General features: G+C 36.8%; 16 protein-coding genes. 11 read left to right on the forward strand and 5 right to left on the reverse strand.

All coding sequences use genetic code 11. The features are described 5' to 3' along the window. The first annotated feature begins 33 nt into the window (after positions 1-33). The 10 genes from MRY82_07940 to MRY82_07985 all read left to right on the forward strand — a co-directional run bounded on the left by MRY82_07940 (position 34) and on the right by MRY82_07985 (position 11,230). Positions 34-543 (forward strand): pilus assembly protein PilP, encoded by a 510-nt coding sequence (locus MRY82_07940; protein ID MCI5072852.1) that lies wholly within the window; start codon positions 34-36, stop codon positions 541-543. Next, positions 536-3,787 (forward strand): type IV pilus secretin PilQ, encoded by a 3,252-nt coding sequence (pilQ, locus tag MRY82_07945; GenBank protein MCI5072853.1) that lies wholly within the window; start codon positions 536-538, stop codon positions 3,785-3,787. The genes MRY82_07940 and pilQ overlap by 8 nt, the downstream gene beginning before the upstream one ends. Before the next feature lie 2 nt (positions 3,788-3,789). Next, positions 3,790-4,302 (forward strand): hypothetical protein, encoded by a 513-nt coding sequence (locus MRY82_07950; GenBank protein ID MCI5072854.1) that lies wholly within the window; start codon positions 3,790-3,792, stop codon positions 4,300-4,302. 47 nt (positions 4,303-4,349) lie between these two features. Beyond that, on the forward strand, positions 4,350-4,925 hold the full coding sequence (locus MRY82_07955; GenBank protein MCI5072855.1) for a tetratricopeptide repeat protein: 576 nt from the start codon (positions 4,350-4,352) through the stop codon (positions 4,923-4,925). Next, positions 4,922-5,284: a hypothetical protein gene (locus MRY82_07960; GenBank protein ID MCI5072856.1), complete on the forward strand. Its 363-nt coding sequence runs from the start codon at positions 4,922-4,924 to the stop codon at positions 5,282-5,284. The genes MRY82_07955 and MRY82_07960 overlap by 4 nt, the downstream gene beginning before the upstream one ends. Positions 5,285-5,325: 41 nt before the next feature. Then, positions 5,326-5,808 (forward strand): acetyl-CoA carboxylase biotin carboxyl carrier protein, encoded by a 483-nt coding sequence (gene accB / locus MRY82_07965; protein MCI5072857.1) that lies wholly within the window; start codon positions 5,326-5,328, stop codon positions 5,806-5,808. 4 nt (positions 5,809-5,812) lie between these two features. Next, a complete protein-coding gene (gene accC / locus MRY82_07970; protein ID MCI5072858.1) occupies positions 5,813-7,147 on the forward strand; it encodes an acetyl-CoA carboxylase biotin carboxylase subunit in 1,335 nt (444 codons plus the stop codon). Positions 7,148-7,223: 76 nt separating this feature from the next. Beyond that, complete coding sequence (locus MRY82_07975) at positions 7,224-9,284, forward strand: tetratricopeptide repeat protein (GenBank protein MCI5072859.1); 2,061 nt, start codon at positions 7,224-7,226, stop codon at positions 9,282-9,284. 12 nt (positions 9,285-9,296) lie between these two features. Beyond that, positions 9,297-10,091 (forward strand): prolipoprotein diacylglyceryl transferase, encoded by a 795-nt coding sequence (locus tag MRY82_07980; protein ID MCI5072860.1) that lies wholly within the window; start codon positions 9,297-9,299, stop codon positions 10,089-10,091. Between the two features lie 14 nt (positions 10,092-10,105). Continuing rightward, on the forward strand, positions 10,106-11,230 hold the full coding sequence (locus MRY82_07985; protein MCI5072861.1) for a thioredoxin domain-containing protein: 1,125 nt from the start codon (positions 10,106-10,108) through the stop codon (positions 11,228-11,230). A gap of 52 nt (positions 11,231-11,282) precedes the next feature. Here MRY82_07985 and MRY82_07990 read toward each other — a convergent pair whose 3' ends face one another. Continuing rightward, positions 11,283-11,516 (reverse strand): oxidative damage protection protein, encoded by a 234-nt coding sequence (locus MRY82_07990; protein ID MCI5072862.1) that lies wholly within the window; start codon positions 11,514-11,516, stop codon positions 11,283-11,285. A gap of 91 nt (positions 11,517-11,607) precedes the next feature. On the opposite strand from MRY82_07990, the gene MRY82_07995 reads away from it, so the two are divergent. Then, positions 11,608-12,120 (forward strand): DUF4230 domain-containing protein, encoded by a 513-nt coding sequence (locus MRY82_07995; GenBank protein MCI5072863.1) that lies wholly within the window; start codon positions 11,608-11,610, stop codon positions 12,118-12,120. A gap of 37 nt (positions 12,121-12,157) precedes the next feature. Here the strand turns inward: MRY82_07995 and MRY82_08000 are convergent, their stop codons facing one another. The 4 genes from MRY82_08000 to MRY82_08015 all read right to left on the reverse strand — a co-directional run bounded on the left by MRY82_08000 (position 12,158) and on the right by MRY82_08015 (position 19,783). After that, the gene (locus tag MRY82_08000; GenBank protein ID MCI5072864.1) at positions 12,158-12,748 is read right to left on the reverse strand and encodes a porin family protein; all 591 of its coding nucleotides are present in this window, start codon (positions 12,746-12,748) and stop codon (positions 12,158-12,160) included. A 199-nt stretch (positions 12,749-12,947) separates the two neighbouring features. Next, entirely contained in the window at positions 12,948-15,614 is a 2,667-nt protein-coding gene (gene acnA / locus MRY82_08005) for an aconitate hydratase AcnA (GenBank protein MCI5072865.1), read from the reverse strand. A 619-nt stretch (positions 15,615-16,233) separates the two neighbouring features. Then, positions 16,234-18,876, reverse strand: coding sequence for a pyruvate dehydrogenase (acetyl-transferring), homodimeric type (gene aceE / locus MRY82_08010; protein MCI5072866.1), 2,643 nt, complete (start codon positions 18,874-18,876; stop codon positions 16,234-16,236). Positions 18,877-18,958: 82 nt separating this feature from the next. Further along, the gene (locus MRY82_08015; GenBank protein ID MCI5072867.1) at positions 18,959-19,783 is read right to left on the reverse strand and encodes an EI24 domain-containing protein; all 825 of its coding nucleotides are present in this window, start codon (positions 19,781-19,783) and stop codon (positions 18,959-18,961) included. Positions 19,784-19,798: the final 15 nt, after the last annotated feature.

The following is a 19,798-nucleotide window of genomic DNA, read 5'->3' on the forward strand; positions in this document are numbered from 1 at the left end:
ATACTTCACACGAGTTTAATATGTGCTTTGGTATTGTTAGTTTCTTGTGGTGAAAAAGTGCCAGAAGATTATGATTCTAAAAACAATAAGCAAGAGCAGCGCTTAGATAAAATAAAAAAACAAAGTGTTATAGAGCCAACAAGCCGTTTTGGAACAGAAAAAAACATCTACTTTTATGATCCTGAAGGTAAGAGAAATCCATTTGAACCTTATGACCTAAATAAAGATAATGTCGCAAGTATCGTTGAGTCGCCGCTTGAAAAGTATCAGTTAGAGGAGCTGTCTCTTGTTGGGATTATTTGGGGCATTGCCGACCCTAGAGGTATGATTAAAGCTCCTGATGGAGAAACTTATGTTGTAAGGCGTATGTCTAGAATAGGTCGCAATCGAGGCAAAATTTCCAGGGTTGCAAAAGATAGTGTTTATGTAGAAGAAGAGTATCGTGATCCTGCTTCTGGCAATATTGCAATGAAGGAAACAAGAATAGAATTAGAAAAAGATAGTGTTGATGCTTTATCTGGAGGTCTGAAAGCAGATGATTAGAGTTAAAAATAAATTTACAGTTAAAACAATCAGTTTCGTTATGATGATTGTTTTCTTTGCCTTGTACGGCTGCAGTCAAAGTAAGCAAAAAGTTTCAAACTTAAAACAAAGCAGGGTTTCTGATGTTGGGGCACAACAAAGCAACGGCTTAAAGAGTTTAACTTTGCAGGAAGATGAAGGCCAGCTGGCGATTAAGTTTCAGGCAGAAAGAGCCTTGTCTCCAAATATATTTAGATTATCAGATCCGCAAAGAATTGTGGTTGATTTAGTCAATACCCGTAATTTGTTAAAAGATCGTATTGTCATTGCCTCTAAAAACAATGTCATCCAGGAAGTCACAGTCAATGAGTTTAATGACAGTAATAACATACTAAGCCGGGTAGTGATTGTATTGAACGCAGCTGTTGAATATGAAGCACATGCACTGAATAATGGTTTAGCCCTAAAGATTTCAAGGTCAGATCAGCAAAAAACAATAGAACAAGACAACGATAACTTATCTATAGCTGAGTTTTCGCTTATGGAAAATGAGGAACAAAACAATTCTCAAGCATCAGCTGCGAGATCAATGGCCGATAAAGCTTCAAATTTTGACTCAATGCAGTCATCTAATACAACAAAAAACCAACTTATAAAGATATTGTCTCGTCCAAAGCTAGACGGTACCGAGATTGAGTTGATTTTTTCAGGCTCCGTAAAGCAGTATGAGGATTTTTCATTGAAAGGGCCAAACAGAATTGTGTTTGATCTTCAGCAGGTTGAAAATGTTTTAGCGGAAGGTAAGACAGTGTCTGTTCTTAGTGATGAAGTTTCTAAAATAAGGCTGGGTGAAGCCAAGAATAAAACGAGAGCTGTAATTGACTTGTCTCGTGATACCAATCCAAAATACGAGGTTTCAAAACAAGAAAACCGCCTTAAAATTTATATTCCAGCAAAAAATACACTTGATGCAGTACCTGTGGTGAATAAAACTGTTGATATTGCAGCAAAAGAAAGAATAAAAGTTAACTTAGCCCGCAAAGAAGAGAAAAAAAGTGTTGAGCCAGAAGTGTCGATGGCTCCTGTTGATGTAAAGACTAACAATATAGAACAACAAAACACAGCTTTGGAGCAAAACAAAAGCCAACCTTCAGCACAAAAGCAAAATAGTTTTCTTGATACAGCTGCTTTAAACAAGGCTACACCCTCAGCGGCAAGGTCACCTAAGAATTCTCTCTCTGTTAACCCTGTTGATAAAACTAAACCCAAGTCAACATTACTCAATGAGTTGAATGATGTTAAACTGGAAAAAAGTAAACAAGAAACAGTGGTCAAGTTAATGCTTGATAAAAATAGTCTTAACTATGACGTTCTCAATCCAGAACCAGGCGTTTTAAATATACAGCTAGACAACACTGTATATAAAAAATCAAAACTAAAAAAAATATTGAAACGACAAAACTATTCTGGAACGGCAATTAAAAAGATAAATCTAAAAAAGGTTTCTAAACAAAGTGCCGTGCTTGAAGTATCTTTACAAGATCAAGCCATTTTTGAAGTTGGAGAAGAAAATAAAGGCTTATTGCTTAGAGTTCGACCTAAAAAACAAATCATTAGTGACATAGTAGATAGTAATAGTGCTATAAAAAATACGAAACAAACGCCTTTAAAACAAAATAAAACGCTGGCAATAGCCAATACTCAGCCAGCAACACAAAAACAAGAAGTATCAACCAATAGTAAACCTATGGATTTTGAAGATAAAACTATTGATATTGCGGAAAGTGAAGTTGAAACCTTGGCCAACGATTTAGTAGAAATTGAAGGCTTAGAGGATAATGTTAAAAATACTTTTCCGCAAGAACGAGTGATAAAGAATCCATTGGGAGTTGAGGTACAAGATAGCAGTAAAATAAAAAACTATGCATATGTTAAAGAAGAGTTCATGAGCGATACGATAGCTGACGGTGAACCTTTGAGTCAAATGGGTTCAATTTTGTCTGGTGCCGTGGAAGGTAAAAAGTTTACCGGTAGAAGAATTTCTCTAGACTTTAAAGATGCTGAGGTCAAGAGTATTTTTAAGCTTATTGCTGAGATCTCTCAGTTTAATATTATTATTTCTGATGATGTGGTCGGAAGGATTACCATACGTTTAGATGAGGTTCCATGGGATCAGGCTTTTGCAATTATTTTACAAACACGTGGCCTCTGGTTTGAAAAATATGGTAACATTATCCGTGTTGCACCCGCAGCTAAATTACAGCAAGAAAAAGAAGCTGCCGCCAATGCTGAAAAAGCGGCCAAAGCGGTAAAGCCATTGGATATTTTGTTTAAACCCGTCAGTTTTGCGCAAGCAGGGACTCTAGAAAAACAAGTCAAAAGTGTCCTCAGTGATAGAGGTACAGTTGATATTGATAGCAGAACCAATACCTTAATTATAAAAGATATTAGAGAGCACTTGGATAAAGCCAAACGCATGATAGATATTTTAGACACACAAACACCTCAAGTTACAATTGAAGCGAGAATTGTGGAGGCAACAACCACCTTTACCCGTTCATTTGGTATCAATTGGTCTGGGAGTGCATCGTTTACTTCAGCAACAGGAAATCCTACAGGATTGTTTTTTCCAAACTCAATTGGAATTCCTAATTTTGCATTAAACTTTCCAGTTGAAGCAGGTGCTATTAATACACAAGCTAATTTGAGATTGGGTAGTATTAATAATATATTAGATTTAGACTTGGCCATTGCTTTGGGTGAACAAGAAGGTAATTTTAAGCTGATATCTTCACCCAAAGTTACAGTGTTGGATAATAGTTCGGCAACCATTTCAGCTGGAACACAAATTCCTTATCAAACCCAAAGTGATAACTTGGGTACCAATGTTAACTTTCAGACAGCCAATACCAGTTTAACGGTAACACCACACATAACAAATGACGGCTCTATTTTGATGAATATCAGTGCAACCCGAGATGAACCTAACTTTTCAGCATCAGTTGAAGGTAATCCCACGATCGATCAGAGAACAGCCAGTACAGAGGTTCTTGTTAAGAGCGGTAACACTACTGTCATTGGTGGGATTTACTCTACATCATCTGGAGGAAACCAGTCTAGACTTCCAGTGTTACACCGTATTCCTATTATTGGAGCTTTGTTTAAAAACTATAATAAGACAGTTAGACGGTCTGAGCTTTTAATTTTTGTAACGCCAAGGATTGTTGGCGATGAACGTAAAGCAATAAGAAATGTTAGGGAATAGTTATGAAAAAGTGTTATAATATATTTATTATGAATATTTTTTTTGCAGCAATTATAAGTTTACTACTAACATCTTGTAACCAAGCACCCGTTGGTTATGGCGCACCTTTTGGGTCTACAGTATCTATTTCTGAGGATGCGAGTTACACAGTACCTGTTGGGACAACACAGGTCGCTGTGGTTTCAGGTTCAGTGGTCTTACCGCAGGCGAATGTGGGTCAAGGAGATCAACAGCAGCAAAGTGGTGATCAACAGCAACAGGGTCAACTTCAACAGAACCCAGGGAATAACATTTATGTAAAGCTAACTTGTTTTGGTTGTGAGTTTATAAATGAAAACTCTGAATCCTTAGGAACAGTTTTGGAGACGACTACCAACAGCTCAGGAATATATGTTGCATATGTACTGTTACAATCTCCAGCTCAGACAGGTTTAGACCAATATGAAGCAAACGTTACAGCAGACATTACGGTTGCCAATGCATCGACCAAAATTACAGTTTTGGATTCTAATTGATTATTTCTAGTTTGATGATATTTTGAGTTGAGTATACACTATAAATCATGCATCAAGATAATTTAAAACAAAAGCTTATTGAGCATCCTTCAGTTGAGAATTTTTTTAATTATGCTGACTTTTTTAGAAGACTCGCGCAGTATAAAAAAGCTTTGGAGATTACTTTTGATGGATTGAATGAATTTCCTTTGAGTGTTAAGCTCAAACTCTTAAAGGCTCAAATTTATTTTGAAATGTCGGATTTAAGCAACAGTTTGGAAACATACCAGAGAATTGTAGAATATACACAAAACAATCCTCATGCAATTAAAGCTATTGCACAAATTCAGATTGAACAAAAAAAGTTTTCAGAAGCAAAAAACACCCTTAAAAAATTAAAAGAAGAAGATAGAGAAGACGATGCTTGGGTGGAAAGAATGTTGAATAAAATTAATGTGTCTAGCCAAGATATTAGTAAGATACATTCTAAAACTTTAGCAAAACTTTATCAACAGCAAGGCTTTAATCAAGAAGCAAAGTCCGTTTATGAAGAAATCGGCGTTGATCATAAGCATGATTTAGGAAAAGTTGAAAAACTAAAAATATGCTTGCAACGGATACAAGAAAGAAGGCGATCTTTATGAGTTTAGAAAATGCACTTGAAGAAATCTTTTCAAATACAGACGGTGCTCAATTGGTGGCTTTACTGGGTTTTGATGGTGTCCCAGTCTTGTCTCAAGGAAGTGAAGAGAGTAAAAGTATTTTAGATGGAGAAGAGCTTGTAACGGTTGTCAGTATGATCAATGGGATGCTGGAAAAATCACAAAACGTTCGGTTAAATGGAATTGAGCGATGTTTGATTGAGGCAAAACAATATGACTTTTTTTTTCAAGTGGTTAATTATGAATATTTTCTATTGTTGGTCTTAGAAAAAGCTCAAAATATCGGAAAAGCTAGGTATTTGCTTAAAAAATGGACGCCACAAATTGTCCAAGATTTATAAATGCATTGGACAATCTTCTTTTTTATGGTTATCAAAGCTCAATGAATTTAAAAGAACTCAAAGAAATTTTTAGGTTGATTGAAAAAACTGACTTTTCGGAAGTAGAAATTCAGAAAGATGAGTTTTTTATTAAAGTTAATCGACATGCAAAAGACAGCTATGAAAAAGGTGTAGTTAAGACAATTGTTAGTCAAGTCGAAGAAACGCCTAAAATAACAACAGTAGCTGATTCTGCTTCTGAAGCTGCTAAGGCTTCAGTCAAAGATAACAGCAATATAGAAAAAAAATCCGGTCAGTATATTACCTCGCCTTTTGTTGGAACCTTTTATGCAGCACCTTCTCCTGATTCAGAAGATTATGTCAATATTGGAACTGCAGTCAAAAAAGGTCAAATTGTGTGTATTGTTGAAGCAATGAAGCTGATGAATGAATTAGAGAGTGAAGTTGAAGGCAAAATCAAAGAAATTTTGGTTGAAAATGGTCAGCCTGTTGAGTTTGGCCAAAAGCTTTTCTTAGTTGACTAAGGCCATGTTTAAAAAAGTTCTTATAGCCAATAGAGGCGAGATAGCATTACGTATTATTAGAGCTTGTAGAGAGCTGGGTATTTCGACAGTTGCAGTGCATTCTGAGATTGATGAAGAGTCATTGCATGTTAAAATGGCCGATGAGTCGGTTTGTATAGGTAAAAACTCCAGTAAAGACAGTTACTTATCAATGCATCAAGTTCTGAGTGCTGCAGAGATTACCAATGCAGATGCTATTCATCCTGGGTATGGGTTCTTGGCTGAGAATGCAGAGTTCGTCAAAATGTGTGGGTCTTTTGGAATTAAATTTATTGGCCCTACAGCGGAACATATAGAGTTAATGGGAGATAAAATTATCTCGCGAGATACCATGAAAAAGGCAGGTATCCCTATGCTCCCAAGCATAGAAATTGATAAAGAGGCAGATGAACAGGTTTATAAAGCCATTAAAAAAATGGGTTTTCCAGTCATTGTTAAAGCCACCGCCGGCGGTGGCGGAAAAGGCATCAAGATTGTCTACCATGAAAAAGATTTAAGAAATGCCATTAAAACCGCTCAGGCGGAGGCTAAAGCAGCATTTAATAATCCAACAATTTTTATTGAGAAATACTTAGAAAAAGCCAAACACATTGAGTTCCAAATTGTTAGTGATGGCAAAAACATTATTCATTTAGGTGAAAGAGACTGCTCCATTCAAAGACGCTACCAAAAGCTTATTGAAGAAGCACCCTGTGCTATTTTACCTATTAAAAAAAGAGATGAGATTGGTAAAACAGTTGTTAAAGCCCTGAAAAAAATAGGCTACTCCAATGTAGGGACTGTTGAGTTTTTGATGGATGATGATTACAATTTTTATTTTCTTGAGATGAATACCAGGATTCAGGTGGAACATCCGGTAACAGAGGCAATCACCGGGATAGACTTGGTTAAATTACAAATAGAGCTTGCCTATGGCAAGCCTTTGACCTTGAAGCAAGAGGAGATAAAGTTTAGAGGCCATGCCATTGAAATGCGTATTAATGCCGAGGATTCTGAGAAAATGTTACCTTCTGTAGGCACTATTTCAGGCATTCATATACCGGGAGGGCCAGGCGTTAGGGTTGATAACGGTGTATATGATGGCTTTTATGTCAGTCCATTTTATGACTCCTTACTGGCCAAACTCATTGTTAGAGCAGATTCTAGAGAAGAGTGTATATCAAGAAGTAAAGCCGCATTAAAAGAGTTTTTAATTGAGGGTGTTGACACCAGTTTAAAGCTTCACCAAAAGATTTTATCCAGCGACGCATTTAAAAAATGCGAGACATATACCAAATCTTTAGATAACCTATTGAAATAGTTTTTATTTTTATCATATTAACAAACAATGATATACTGTAATTTGCAGTTGAATATTGTAATTTTGGAGTATTAGGTTGTCATTCAATAGGAATAAAAGTTTAGCAAAAGCCCAAAAACTCGTTCAAAAAGGACGGTATCAGGATGCAATTGCTGAATATGAAAAAGTCCTAGACGGTGATCCAAATGATATCCGCAGCTTAATGAAAATTGGTGATCTTTATGCCAAAATCAAAGATATTAATAACGCAAAAAGAAAGTATTTAAAGGTTGCATACCAATATTCTCAAGATGGCTTTTTTTTAAAGGCTGTAGCAGTTTATAAACAGATATTACGGTTAGATCCCAAAGCCATCAACCTTTATAGTGAATTGGCTGTTTTATATGAAAAATTAGGTCTCAATGGTGAAGCGATTAAAAATTATGAGTTAGCTGCCAGAGCTTATGAAGAGATAGGAGATACCAAAAACTCCTTTGATATATTAAGAAAAATTGCCTTAATCAATCCAGATGAAGTTGCTTATCAACTGAGACTGGTTGAGATGTATCTTCAACATGGCTATATGCAAGAGGCTAAAAACTACTCTCAAGATATTATCAAGCAAGTTCGTCTCAAGGGTGATGAAAAAAAACAAATGTTAATCATTCAAAAACTTGCAGATTTAAATTTGGCACAAAAAGAAGATATATGCTTTTTATGCGAACTGTATTTGGAAAATAGTTTTTATAGTAAGAGCTTAACGGAATTACAAAAAATTTTTAGTCAACACAGCAATGATCAGGTTGTTTTGGATCTACTCGCTTTAACATTCAGTAAGCTTAACCAAATTAAAAAGGCACAATCTATATACAAAGAAATTATCAGAAGTTTAAAGCAAACTGATCCCGAGCATCAAGATATTGAATATTATACAAGAAAATTAGAACAAACTGAAGATGTCAATGTTGCTGATCATAGTAACTATATTGATACTGAGCATAATGATGGTGACTCCCTTGTTTCACCTGATAATAGAAACAATGAACAAACATTCAGTCAACCCAAAAGTGATGATAATAAGATTATAGAAGAAGTCAGTACATACTTTGAATATGGTTTGCTAGAAAAAGCAATGAGTACCATTGAAAGGGTTTTAGAGAGCTCTGAACACCCTGAAGCGATTAAGCAAAAACTTTTGGAAGTCAAAGAACGTTACTTAAACCATAATTCTGATGAAGTTACGTCACATGAAAATAAAGAAACAACGGATATTTTACCTAAAGGATTAAATGAAGATCAAAGAGATCAAGATGAAACCATGGCCATGGAGAGTAAAGAACAAGATACATCTGAATTTGATTTTGATGAAACAATGAATTTCTCTGGTGTTGCATCAAATAACGTAGAAGAAAAAAACAGTTTGCTTGCTTCGTTTGAGAGAGATGAAACCCAAGTTTTTGATGAAAACCAGTTTTCAGTTGAATATGATACTCAACAAGAAAAAAATAATGAAAACTTACTGTTTGATGAAGATGAAGTGCGTGAGCGTGAAATCACCTCTGAAATGCCTATTGAAGAAGCTGAACAAAAAGGCGTATTTGATCTACATGAAGCTTTAGAAGAAGAGATAGGCAAGTTGGATATAGAGCTTGGAGATTTTGCTAAAACCAGTCATGCTAAACTTTATTTAGAGCATGATGAAGTTTTAACCGAGTTTAAAAAAGGTGTTGAAAAAATCATCTCTTTGGATGATTATGAAACTTATTATTATTTAGGCATTGCTTACAAAGAAATGAATATGTTGGAAGATGCCATGACATGTTTCAATATAGCATCAAAAGGAAAAGAATACTTTTTCCGAAGTCAGAACTTAATTGCAAGTTGTTATGTGCAAGATCAAAAATTAGATAAAGCCATTGAAGTGTATGAGCAATGTTTGAAAAAAGTTGATGAGGGATCTTCAGATTACCTGGGTCTTAATTACGAATTAGGAAAAGTTTACTATCAAATGCATCGCAAGAATGAAGCCATGAGTTGTTTTGAAAAGGTTTATGAAAAAAACAATGAATACAGAAGTATCCAGCACTATATGAACGCATTGAATAATACCAATGAAATACCCATTGAAAATGATCTCGATCAATTATCATCAATATGATATTAAACGCCTATGATTCCATATTTTACAATTCCACCGCTTAAAATTTATGTTCTAGAGTTTCATGCTTTTGGCCTTTTGGTGGCCATTGGTTTTTTTACAGCAACACAACTGGCTATGCATAGGGCTAAAAATTTAAAATTGAGTCAAGCAATTGTCTCAGATATTTCATTGATAGCCATTATTTTTGGTATTTTTGGTGCACATCTTTTTCATGTGTTTTTTTATGAACCTGAATTACTAAGAAATCCGATTAATTTATTAAAGTTTTGGTCTGGATTGTCTTCGTATGGAGGAATTATAACCGTAACAATAGCATTGATTGTATACCTAAAACTTAAAAGAAAACCTATATTACCCTATGTGGATATGTTGTTTTTAGGAGGATGTCTGGGTTTCTTTTTTGGGCGAATGGGATGTTTTACAGCGCATGACCACCCGGGTAATTTAACGGACTTTTTTTTGGCAGTTAAGTTTCCTGGTGGAGCGAGGCACGATCTCGGCTTTTATGAAATGCTTTTATGGTTATTGATTTTGATTGTCATGCTGATCAAAACCAAAAAAACTAAGAAAAAGCCAAAGTTCTGGGGTCAAGATTCTTTAATTATTTTAAGTTTGTATGCGCCTGGGAGGTTTTTTCTAGAATTTTTTAGAGCACAAGATAACAGCGGAAGTTTTATGCCTGACGCACGTTACTTAGGCTTAACGCCTGCGCATTATGTGTCGTTGACAGCATGCGTATTTTGTTTGTTAGCATGGGTTTATGTTTTTATTAAGAAGCCAAGCAATAATGAAGTTAAAAATTGAGGGAGAAAACAAGAGTGAAGCAAAATAAGTGTGCATTTTGGGGCTTTATAGTTGCCAGCGGTATGGGCTTATTAGACTCATTGTGGCTGGTAGGGATGCATTTAAACAAAAGCTTGCAAGCCGGTTGTTCGGTCAATTCATTGATTAATTGCTCTGCCATTAATCATCCTACATATTCTCAGTGGTTTTCAATTCCTGTTTCATATTTTGCTGTATTGATTTTTATAATGCTGGGAAGTTTGTTTTATCTGTGGCAAAAGTCAATGCATAGTGAGCGTAAAGCTGCACTTGAAAGCTTTATCACATTGCTGGTTTGGCTATGTTTAGGGTCTATGCTGTACTTTGCGGCTGTCACACTGTTTATTATCAAGTCATTTTGTTTGTATTGCACTATTTTTTATTTAGCCAGTATTGGGATGTTTATCTTTTGGAAAAAACTATCTTCTAGTAATAAAAGCCTATTTGAACACATAAAATTAGTTTTAGCCTCAAGTTATTTTAAGTACAGCATTGCGTTTGCAGTGATAATGTTAAGTATAGCAAAGCTGATTCTATTTAAAGATCATCAAAGTGTTGCCAACAAGATCAATGCTATAAAAGTGAGTGAAGACTTACAACAAAGGACTTTAGGGCAAGATAATGCTCCCATAACCATTGTTAAATTTAGTGATTTTCAGTGTCCAGCCTGTAAGCAAGCGGGAAGTATATTGAAAAACATTACACGAGAATCTAAAGGTAAAATAAAGTTGGTATACAAATATTTTCCACTGGATTCAAAGTGCAATCCCAAAGTTCCAGCTGGAAGAGGGCATTTGCAGGCCTGTCAAGCGGCGGTATCGTCTCTTTGTGCGGCCAATCAAGAACAGTTTTGGGCTTATCATGATCTTATTTTTGCCAATCAATATAATTTAACAGATGATGCTTTTAAATCTTTTGCAGAGCAGTTAAATTTGGATATGAATCTTTTTAAGAAATGTAGCCAATCAACAGTAGCATACGATATTGTAAAACGTGATATTGCTGAAGGTGAAAGTATGAATATCCGTCATACACCAACAATTTTTATCAATGGTAGAGAATACCAAGGCAGAATTAGTTATTCGGGGATACAATCAGTTGTTGATGAGTTACTGCCATAGAGTTAATCTATGGCTTATGAAGACGTAAGATAAAGATGGCAGTCTCGTTTCTTTATTCAGTAAACAGAAACTCTTCGGCTTTTTTTAGCAACAAATCACGGGACTCTTTTTTAAACAGTTGTAATTTATGTTCGTTGATCAGTTTGGTTTGTTCTTCTATCCACATCTCCCAAGCTTGGGCAGAAATATGATTTAAAACTTTTTGTCCAAAATCTCCTGGCAGAGGTGCCTCAGACAAGGCAGGTAAATTTTTTTTAAGTTTTTGACAGTGGATGATTTTTTCCATGCATGTGTGATATCATAGATTTATGGGTATATTCAAAAAAATAATGGTTTATGGACTGATCCTTGTCTGTGTAGCGGTAGGCTCTGCTTTTATGAGTTATACATTTTTTTCTAAGCATAAAAGCGTTGAACATCAGGCATTTGATATGAAACTTTGGGTAAAAGATGTACTTAAATTAAGTATGGTAGAGGTGCAAATTTCGCAAATTCATCGTTTTGAATCAGAAGGGATCAAGCTTTATGACTATTCTTTACCTTTTACCCAACAGCAAAGTCTTATTGTCACAGAAGGAAAAATATCTTTGGGTTATGATTTAAAGCAAGTTCAAATCAATGAAGATAAAACCACAATTGAAGTGGTTCTGCCTAATATTTCCGTTCAAAGTGTTGACTTGGATTTTAATTTCATTTCAGAAAAAGACCCTTTGCTCAATAGAATTACTCCAGCAATGCGCAACAAAATGCTAATAGATATTAAGCAGCAAGTTGTCGAATCTATACAACAGAGTTACAAACAAAAAATTAAAGTCAAAGACAAAGCAATTGTTCAATTGTTGCAACAGCTTAGTACTAAAAAAGTATCCATAAAAAAAGGCGACCTTTAACCGGGTCGCCTTTTTTAATCAGAATAAGTGGTAACAATTAAAACTTGTAATCAACACCCACTCTAAAAAACTCAACGCTTAATACGTCTAGAGCATCGTTGATACCAAAGTTGTACTGTACGTTAAAATCGTAACGAAGAAGCATGTTTTGAATGCCTAAAGACTCGCCTAAGTTCCAAGCAACACCTAAACCACCAGCAACACCGACATCAAATTGATCTTCTTTACCAGCAATACTTGTTGCAGCACCACGGAAAGTTACAGGAACATCAGCCCTTACATATGGGTTAAAGGCTTCATTGGTGTACCATCTGTATTGAACACCTGGAGCAAAAGCATATTGACGAGTTGTGCCAGCTTGCTCTTCAACGTCAAAGCTAAAGCGACCACCAATGTTAAAGTTGTCAGTGATATAGTAACGACCATCTAAACCTAAGGTATAGTTTGTTCTTTCATTGGTGTCGTTGCCATCAACTTGCAATGCATAAGGCATAGCAAAGTCAATACCAAACTGAGTATCACCAGATACTGTGGCATTGCTGTTGCTGGTTAATGGATTTGTGTTGGTTTCGTTTGCGTAACTTGCTGTAGCTAAAACAAGAGCAAGCGCTAATAATGTTTTTTTCATGTTTCCTCCGAAGTAAAAAATAAATTTAAATTTACGAGAAAGATACCATTTATTAATAATATAGCAAGGCAATAGTTTAGTTTCTATGATTAAAAGCCTTTATATATCAATTAGTTAATATAACTTTTTATTATAAAGTCATGGTCCGCAATATTTTTTCATATTGATATTGCGGACAATGATATTAATTTGGACGGGATTAACTTTTTTTAGCCAATTTTCTTAGAACGTATTGTAAAATACCTCCATTTTTAAAATAATGGGCTTCGTTTGGGGTATCAATTCTTACACTGACTTCAAAGTTAACATCGTCTCCGTTGTTTTTATGAGCAGTTACATCTAGATGTTTTATGTTTTTGAATTCATCGGCTACACCTTGTGCAATACCTTGAATATCAAAAATCTCAGTACCATCTAACCCTAAACTTTCTGCACTCTCACCTGCTTTAAACTGTAAAGGCAAGATCCCCATACCTACCAGGTTAGAACGATGAATGCGTTCATAGCTTTGCGCAATAACCGCATTAATACCTAAAAGTTTTGGTCCCTTTGCAGCCCAGTCTCTGGATGAACCTGTGCCGTACTCTTTACCGGCAAGAATAATCAAGGGAGTATGGCTTGCTTGGTATTTCATAGAAGCATCAAAAATACTCATTTGTTCATTTTCCGGTAAATAGTTGGTGTAGCCGCCCTCAACATCATTAAGTAACTTGTTTTTAAGCCTGATATTGGCAAAGGTTCCACGCATCATCACCTCATGATTACCTCTTCTTGATCCATATGAATTAAATTGTTTAGGCTCTATATTGTTGTCACGAAGATATTGCGCTGCTGGACTTTCAAGCGCTATTGCGCCAGCAGGAGAAATATGGTCTGTTGTTACGCTATCACCCAAATAGGCTAGAACTCTGGCATTATTTATGTCTTTGACCGTTTGAGTATCTTGACTCATGTTTTCAAAAAATGGAGGGTTTTGAATATAGGTTGAGTCAGCCTTCCAGTCATAGGTTTTACCTGTACTCGACTCAATGGCTTGCCAAGCTTTATCTCCGTCTAAGACAGTTTCATAGCGTGTTTTAAACATTTCAGAATTGACAGACTCGTGAACAAAACGTTCAATTTCTTCACGTTCTGGCCAAATATCTTTAAAGAAAACATCATTGCCGTTTTGGTCTTGACCCAGAGGTTCATTGTCTAAGTCAATGTCAACTCTACCCGCTAATGCATAAGCAACCACTAAAGGAGGAGATGCTAAATAGTTAACTTTTGTTCTAGGGCTTACTCTCCCTTCAAAATTTCTGTTACCGCTAAGCACTGAAGCAGCAACCAAGTCACCACTATCAATGGCATCGGCAATTTCTTTTGGAAGTGGGCCACTGTTACCAATACATGTTGTGCAGCCAAAGCCTACTACATGAAACTTCAACTCTTCCAAAGGTTTTAAAAGATTGGCTTTTTCTAAGTAGTCAACCACCACTTTTGAGCCAGGCGCCAAACTGGTTTTAACCCAAGGTTTTGTATTGAGGCCCAGTTGCCTAGCTTTTTGAGCTACCAAACCGGCAGCTAACATCACCGATGGATTCGAGGTGTTGGTACAACTGGTAATTGCAGCAATAACAACCGAACCGTCTTTAAGTTTTTCTGTTGAGTTTTCTATGGCTTGCTCTTTGATAGGACGAGCTAGCGTTTCTTTAAAGCTTGTTGCTAATTGGGATAAAGCAACTCTGTCTTGCGGTCTTTTAGGGCCGGCTAAACTGGGCTCTACATGATCTAAATCTAACTCTAAGGTATCACTGTAAATTGCTTCAGAGCTGGTATCAGTAAAAAACATGTTTTGTTTTTGCATGTAGGTTTTTGCAAATTCAATTTGCTCAGCTGAGCGTCCAGTGAGCTTTAAATAATCCAAAGTTTTTTGATCGACTGGAAAAATACCACAAGTTGCACCATACTCTGGTGCCATGTTAGCGACTGTAGCTCTGTCAGCAAGGGTTAATGATTTTAAACCTGGACCATAAAATTCAACAAACTTACCTACAACGCCTTTTTCTCTGAGCTTTTGTGTAATGGTTAAAACCAAGTCAGTGGCAGTAACATGACTTTTTAGAGAACCACTGAGTTTAAAACCAACAACATCAGGTAAAAGCATAGTCGTAGCTTGGCCTAGCATGGCAGCTTCGGCTTCAATACCACCAACTCCCCAGCCTAAAATACCTAAGCCATTGATCATGGTAGTATGGGAGTCTGTTCCAACCAAAGTGTCAGGGAAAGCATAATTTTTACCATCAATATTACGAGTCATGACTACGCGAGCAAGGTATTCTAGGTTTACTTGGTGCACAATCCCTGTACTGGGTGGAACCACTTTAAAGTTTTCAAAGGCATTTTGGCCCCATTTTAAAAACTCGTAACGTTCATTGTTGCGCGCATATTCAATTTTTGTGTTTAAATCTAAAGCATCTTCACTGCCAAAATGATCCACTTGCACGGAGTGGTCAATGACCAACTCAGCGGGTTGCAAAGGGTTGATTTTGTTGGGGTCTCCACCCATTTTTACAATAGCATCCCGCATGGCGGCCAGGTCAACCACGGCAGGGACACCCGTAAAGTCCTGTAAAAGGACTCGAGCTGGCATAAAAGCAATTTCTTTATCAGGGTTGTTTTTAGCATCCCATTGGGCAACATGTTCAATATCTGATTTTTTAACGCCAATGCCGTCTTCATAACGCAGTAAGTTTTCAAGGACAATTTTCATGGCAAAAGGTAATGTATCTGTGTCAAAACCGTGATCTTTAAGTTTTGTTAAATCATGATAAAAGTATTCTTTGTCGTTGTGTTTAAAGCTGGATAGGGTGTTAAATGAATTCATGCTTAGTCCTTTCAAATCAAATGTTCTTTTCTGATATCACGTTTATATCAGCAAGCGCAGCTCACCAATAGCAAAAATCAGGTATCAAATAAAGTTATGTTGTGAATGAATGGTAGAAAAGCAATTTTATGCTTTTCGAATAGTGCGTTAAATTTTATGCAGAAACAAGAGAAAAAACAATTTCTACCAGCTCAGACAGTTGGCAGGCAAAGCCTGCCAAAACTCGCTGTACGAAATTTGTTATTTTCTCTTGAATCATTTCTAGGTGAACATTAAATTTATTTTCTTTACTGTATTTAGGGCTTTCTTATTTGGCTAGGTTGATCATTTAAGAGGTGATTTGCTATAATTGTAGCTAGCGGTAGCTTTACTTTTATTATTGCTCTGGTTGACATGCGTTAATGCCGAGGAACGCAATGTGCTTCCAAAGGGCTGGCTTAACCAGCAAACAATAATAAAGGAGGATAATTATGAAAAAAAAATTATCGTTCTGCCATAACTGGTAAATTTGTCACTAAGGAATACGCTAAGCGTAATCCTAAGACAACAGTTAGTGAGCAGAAAAAAAATAAAAAACCTAAAAAAAATAAGTTATTAAATAATAAGCTGCCGCTCATTATCAAAGCTGCTCTAACTTTTTCTGATCAAACAAGCCTTTGCTGCTTAAGCTGGATAAGCTGGCATACACAATGGACTGGGCATCCACTTTAAAATGCTTTCTTAAATACTCTCGGTTTTCACTTAAGCCAAAACCATCGGTGCCTAAAGCCGTTAAGGGCAATGGCAACCAGTTGGAAATACTGTGTGGTAAGGCTTTAACATAGTCTGAGGCAGCAACACAAACACCTTGTTGACCTTTGAATTGAGCGGTAACATAAGCCTGTTTTTTGGGTTTGTTGGGGTTAAAGGTATTCCATTCTTCACAAGCAACAGCATCCGTATACAGTTCTTTGTAACTGGTCACACTCCAGACTTCAGCAGCAACCTTATACTTTTCTTCAAGAATGCTTTGGGCTTTGAGTGTCTCATTTAAGATAGAACCACTGCCCATCAAGTGCACAATAGGTTTTTGGGCATCAATTTTTGAAGGACTGTATTTATACATGCCTTTTAAAATTCCTTCTTTAACGCCTTTTGGCATGGCAGGCATGGCATAGTTTTCATTTTCTAAAGTGATATAATAAAAGATATCTTCATTGTTCTCGTACATCCGTTTAAGACCGTCTTCAACAATGATAGCGGTTTCATAAGCAAAGGCTGGGTCATAGACTTTAAGATTGGGTACCGGGTAAGCCAAAAGAATACTGTGGCCATCTTGGTGTTGTAAACCTTCTCCAGCCAAGGTTGTTCGACCAGCGGTTCCACCCATCATAAAACCCTTGGTGTTTTGATCAGCAGCGGCCCAGACCAAATCACCAATACGTTGCATGCCAAACATTGAATAGTAAATAAAAAATGGAATACAAGCTACACCATGATTTTGAGCAGCATTGCCAGCAGCAATAAAGGAAGACATGGAGCCAGCTTCAGTGATGCCTTCTTCCAACAATTGACCGGTTTTAGATTCTTTATAGTAAAGCAGGCTTTTTTTATCCACTGGCTCGTAGTTTTGGCCATGGGGTGAATAAATACCAATTTGACTGAACATGGATTCCATACCAAAGGTACGAGCTTCATCTGGAACAATGGGTACAATGTGTTTGCCAATGGTTTTGTCTTTTAACATATTGCTTAAAAGTTTAACAAAAGCCATGGTAGTTGAAACTTCACGGTCTTTGGTGCCATCATAAAACTCTTGATAAACTTTATTGTCTGGCAACGATCCTGATTTTGACACCGGAACTTTAGCACTATTGCGGCTGGGCAAGAAGCCGCCCAAGGTTTTGCGTTTTTCAAGCAAATACTGCATCTCTGGGCTTTTTTCATCAGGGCGATAAAAGTTTAAGTCTTTGGCATCTTGATCAGAGACTGGAACTTCAAAACGATCTCTAAACTCTAAGACCTCAGCGTCACTCAATTTCTTTTTTTGGTGAGTGGCATTTGCGGCATGGCCAGATGGTCCTAGACCATAACCTTTAATGGTTTGCGCAAGAATAACGGTGGGTGCATTGGTTGCAGCTTGGGCTTGGGCATAAGCATTGTAAACTTTTACCGGATCATGTCCGCCACGTTTAAGGTCATAAACTTGCTCATCATTTAAATGGGCAAAAAGTTTTAACAAGTCTGGATTGTCCTGACATAGATACTGACGTTTTTGTGCACCGTCTAAAGTAGCCATTTTTTGCATGTTGCCGTCAAGTAAGCCTGTAAGTTTATGCTCTAACAAACTTTGTGAGTCTTTTTCAAAAATACTGTCCCAATCGGAAGACCATAAGACCTTAATCACATTCCAGCCTGCGCCTCTAAACTGCCCTTCGAGGTCTTGAATGACTTTACCATTCCCTCTAACTGGACCGTCTAAGCGTTGCAAGTTACAGTTGACTACAAAGTTAAGGTTATGCAGGTTTTCTTTTTGTGCAATATGTATGGCTCCTAAACTCTCAGGTTCATCCATTTCACCATCGCCTAAAAAGGCCCAGACCTGGCTGGTGTTTTCTGGTTTTAAACCGCGATCTGTTAAGTACTGCGCCATTCTGGCTTGGTAAACGGCGGTGATTGGCCCTAAGCCCATGGATACTGTTGGAAATTCCCAGTAATCCGGCATGGATCTGGGGTGTGGATATGAGGATAATCCGCCTCCTGGTTGGAGTTCGCGCCTGAAATTAATCAACTGTTGTTCATTGAAGCGACCTTCAAGATAGCTTCGAGCATAAATACCTGGAGATGCATGGCCCTGAATGTAAATTTGATCGCTATTTTCTTTGGCCTCTTTCCCTCTAAAAAAATGATGGAAGCCAGTTTCATACAAATGCGCAGAAGAAGCATAGGTTGCTATATGACCGCCAATGCTTGAGTCTAAACGGTTGGCTCTAACCACCATCACCATGGCATTCCAGCGAATAAGCTTAAGAATTTTCTCTTCAAGGGCTAAGTCACCGGGGTAAGGATTTTCATTAGATGCATGGATGGTATTGATATATGGCGTTTGCGCGATGTTTTGTGGAGAAACCTTGGTTTTTGCGGCGTGATCAACTAAATCTTTAAGCACTTCTTTGGCTTTTTGGGGTCCTAAAATTTTAGTAATAGCATCTAAGGACTCTCGCCACTCTTGTTTATCCAAGGCTAAGTCATTTGAATCATTGTTTAAATATGGATTTTTCATTTCCTGAGGCATTAATTGTATCTCCAAATAAAATATTTTTTATGGCCTATCTTTAAACGTATTTTGTAAGAATCGCAACTGTTTAAGGCTTTGTTTTAATGATTTGGCTGTCTTGCAGTTTTAACAAAATATCATCGGCATGAACTAACAGACCGCCAACAATAAATGAAGGGTATAAAAAGTAAACAACTGGGAAGATTAGACCATAGATACCTGCCCCCAGTAAGAAGGGAATATTTTTTTTTGCCCAGTGGAATCTATTTTTTACAGGAAGTCCCAGGACAGAAAAAGCATAATCAACATGAGCATACCCCAAAATGATACTGCTTAACAGAGGCAATAAGACGATAAAAATGCTTTGCCCTAGAACAGGGACAAAGGTCATGAGCCAAGTTATAGCGACAAGGCTAAGGAGCAAAATTTCTTTGAACAACTCTCTGACCATGGATGTAAAAATATTTTTGACAGTTATTTTTAGAGGCATGCTCTTATTGAAGTGCGGAGATTGGGCGAGGATTTTTTCTGCTAAGATTTCCCAGAAGAATGAACAGAGAATATTTCCAATTAGCCAAGCAAATACCAAGTTTAGAGAAAATAAGACTACATAGAGAATAAACTTTAGACCCCCCAGTAAAAAAACGCCGATATAACTAAAAACCTTAAAATCTAGGAAAGTTGGCCAGGTGTTTATGAACCAATTTTTAATGGGAAGTAGACTATTATCTATAACTGGTGGTAAGTAGCTGTAGGATAGATAAAGGCATACAAAAAAAAGAGATACAATAATAATAAATGGAATGGCAATGATTTTTTTGGCAGATGAAGAACTAAAAATAAATCGTGCCCCTTTCCAAGGAGATCTGATTCCGGCAATAAATTGACGGATGATAGGGTCAATGCGTGTCATACGTAGTTGTGTATG

The organism is bacterium (assembly GCA_022763185.1).
Classification (GTDB): domain Bacteria; phylum Bdellovibrionota_G; class JALEGL01; order JALEGL01; family JALEGL01; genus JALEGL01.

Coding starts and splice junctions, on each gene's coding strand:
- acnA (MCI5072865.1), bottom strand. CDS start 15,614: ATGAATTCATTTAACACCCTATCCAGCTTTAAACACAACGACAAAGAA.
- accC (MCI5072858.1), top strand. CDS start 5,813: ATGTTTAAAAAAGTTCTTATAGCCAATAGAGGCGAGATAGCATTACGT.
- MRY82_08015 (MCI5072867.1), bottom strand. CDS start 19,783: ATGACACGCATTGACCCTATCATCCGTCAATTTATTGCCGGAATCAGA.
- accB (MCI5072857.1), top strand. CDS start 5,326: ATGAATTTAAAAGAACTCAAAGAAATTTTTAGGTTGATTGAAAAAACT.
- MRY82_07955 (MCI5072855.1), top strand. CDS start 4,350: ATGCATCAAGATAATTTAAAACAAAAGCTTATTGAGCATCCTTCAGTT.
- pilQ (MCI5072853.1), top strand. CDS start 536: ATGATTAGAGTTAAAAATAAATTTACAGTTAAAACAATCAGTTTCGTT.
- aceE (MCI5072866.1), bottom strand. CDS start 18,876: ATGAAAAATCCATATTTAAACAATGATTCAAATGACTTAGCCTTGGAT.
- MRY82_07960 (MCI5072856.1), top strand. CDS start 4,922: ATGAGTTTAGAAAATGCACTTGAAGAAATCTTTTCAAATACAGACGGT.
- MRY82_07950 (MCI5072854.1), top strand. CDS start 3,790: ATGAAAAAGTGTTATAATATATTTATTATGAATATTTTTTTTGCAGCA.
- MRY82_07990 (MCI5072862.1), bottom strand. CDS start 11,516: ATGGAAAAAATCATCCACTGTCAAAAACTTAAAAAAAATTTACCTGCC.
- MRY82_08000 (MCI5072864.1), bottom strand. CDS start 12,748: ATGAAAAAAACATTATTAGCGCTTGCTCTTGTTTTAGCTACAGCAAGT.
- MRY82_07995 (MCI5072863.1), top strand. CDS start 11,608: ATGAGTTATACATTTTTTTCTAAGCATAAAAGCGTTGAACATCAGGCA.
- MRY82_07980 (MCI5072860.1), top strand. CDS start 9,297: ATGATTCCATATTTTACAATTCCACCGCTTAAAATTTATGTTCTAGAG.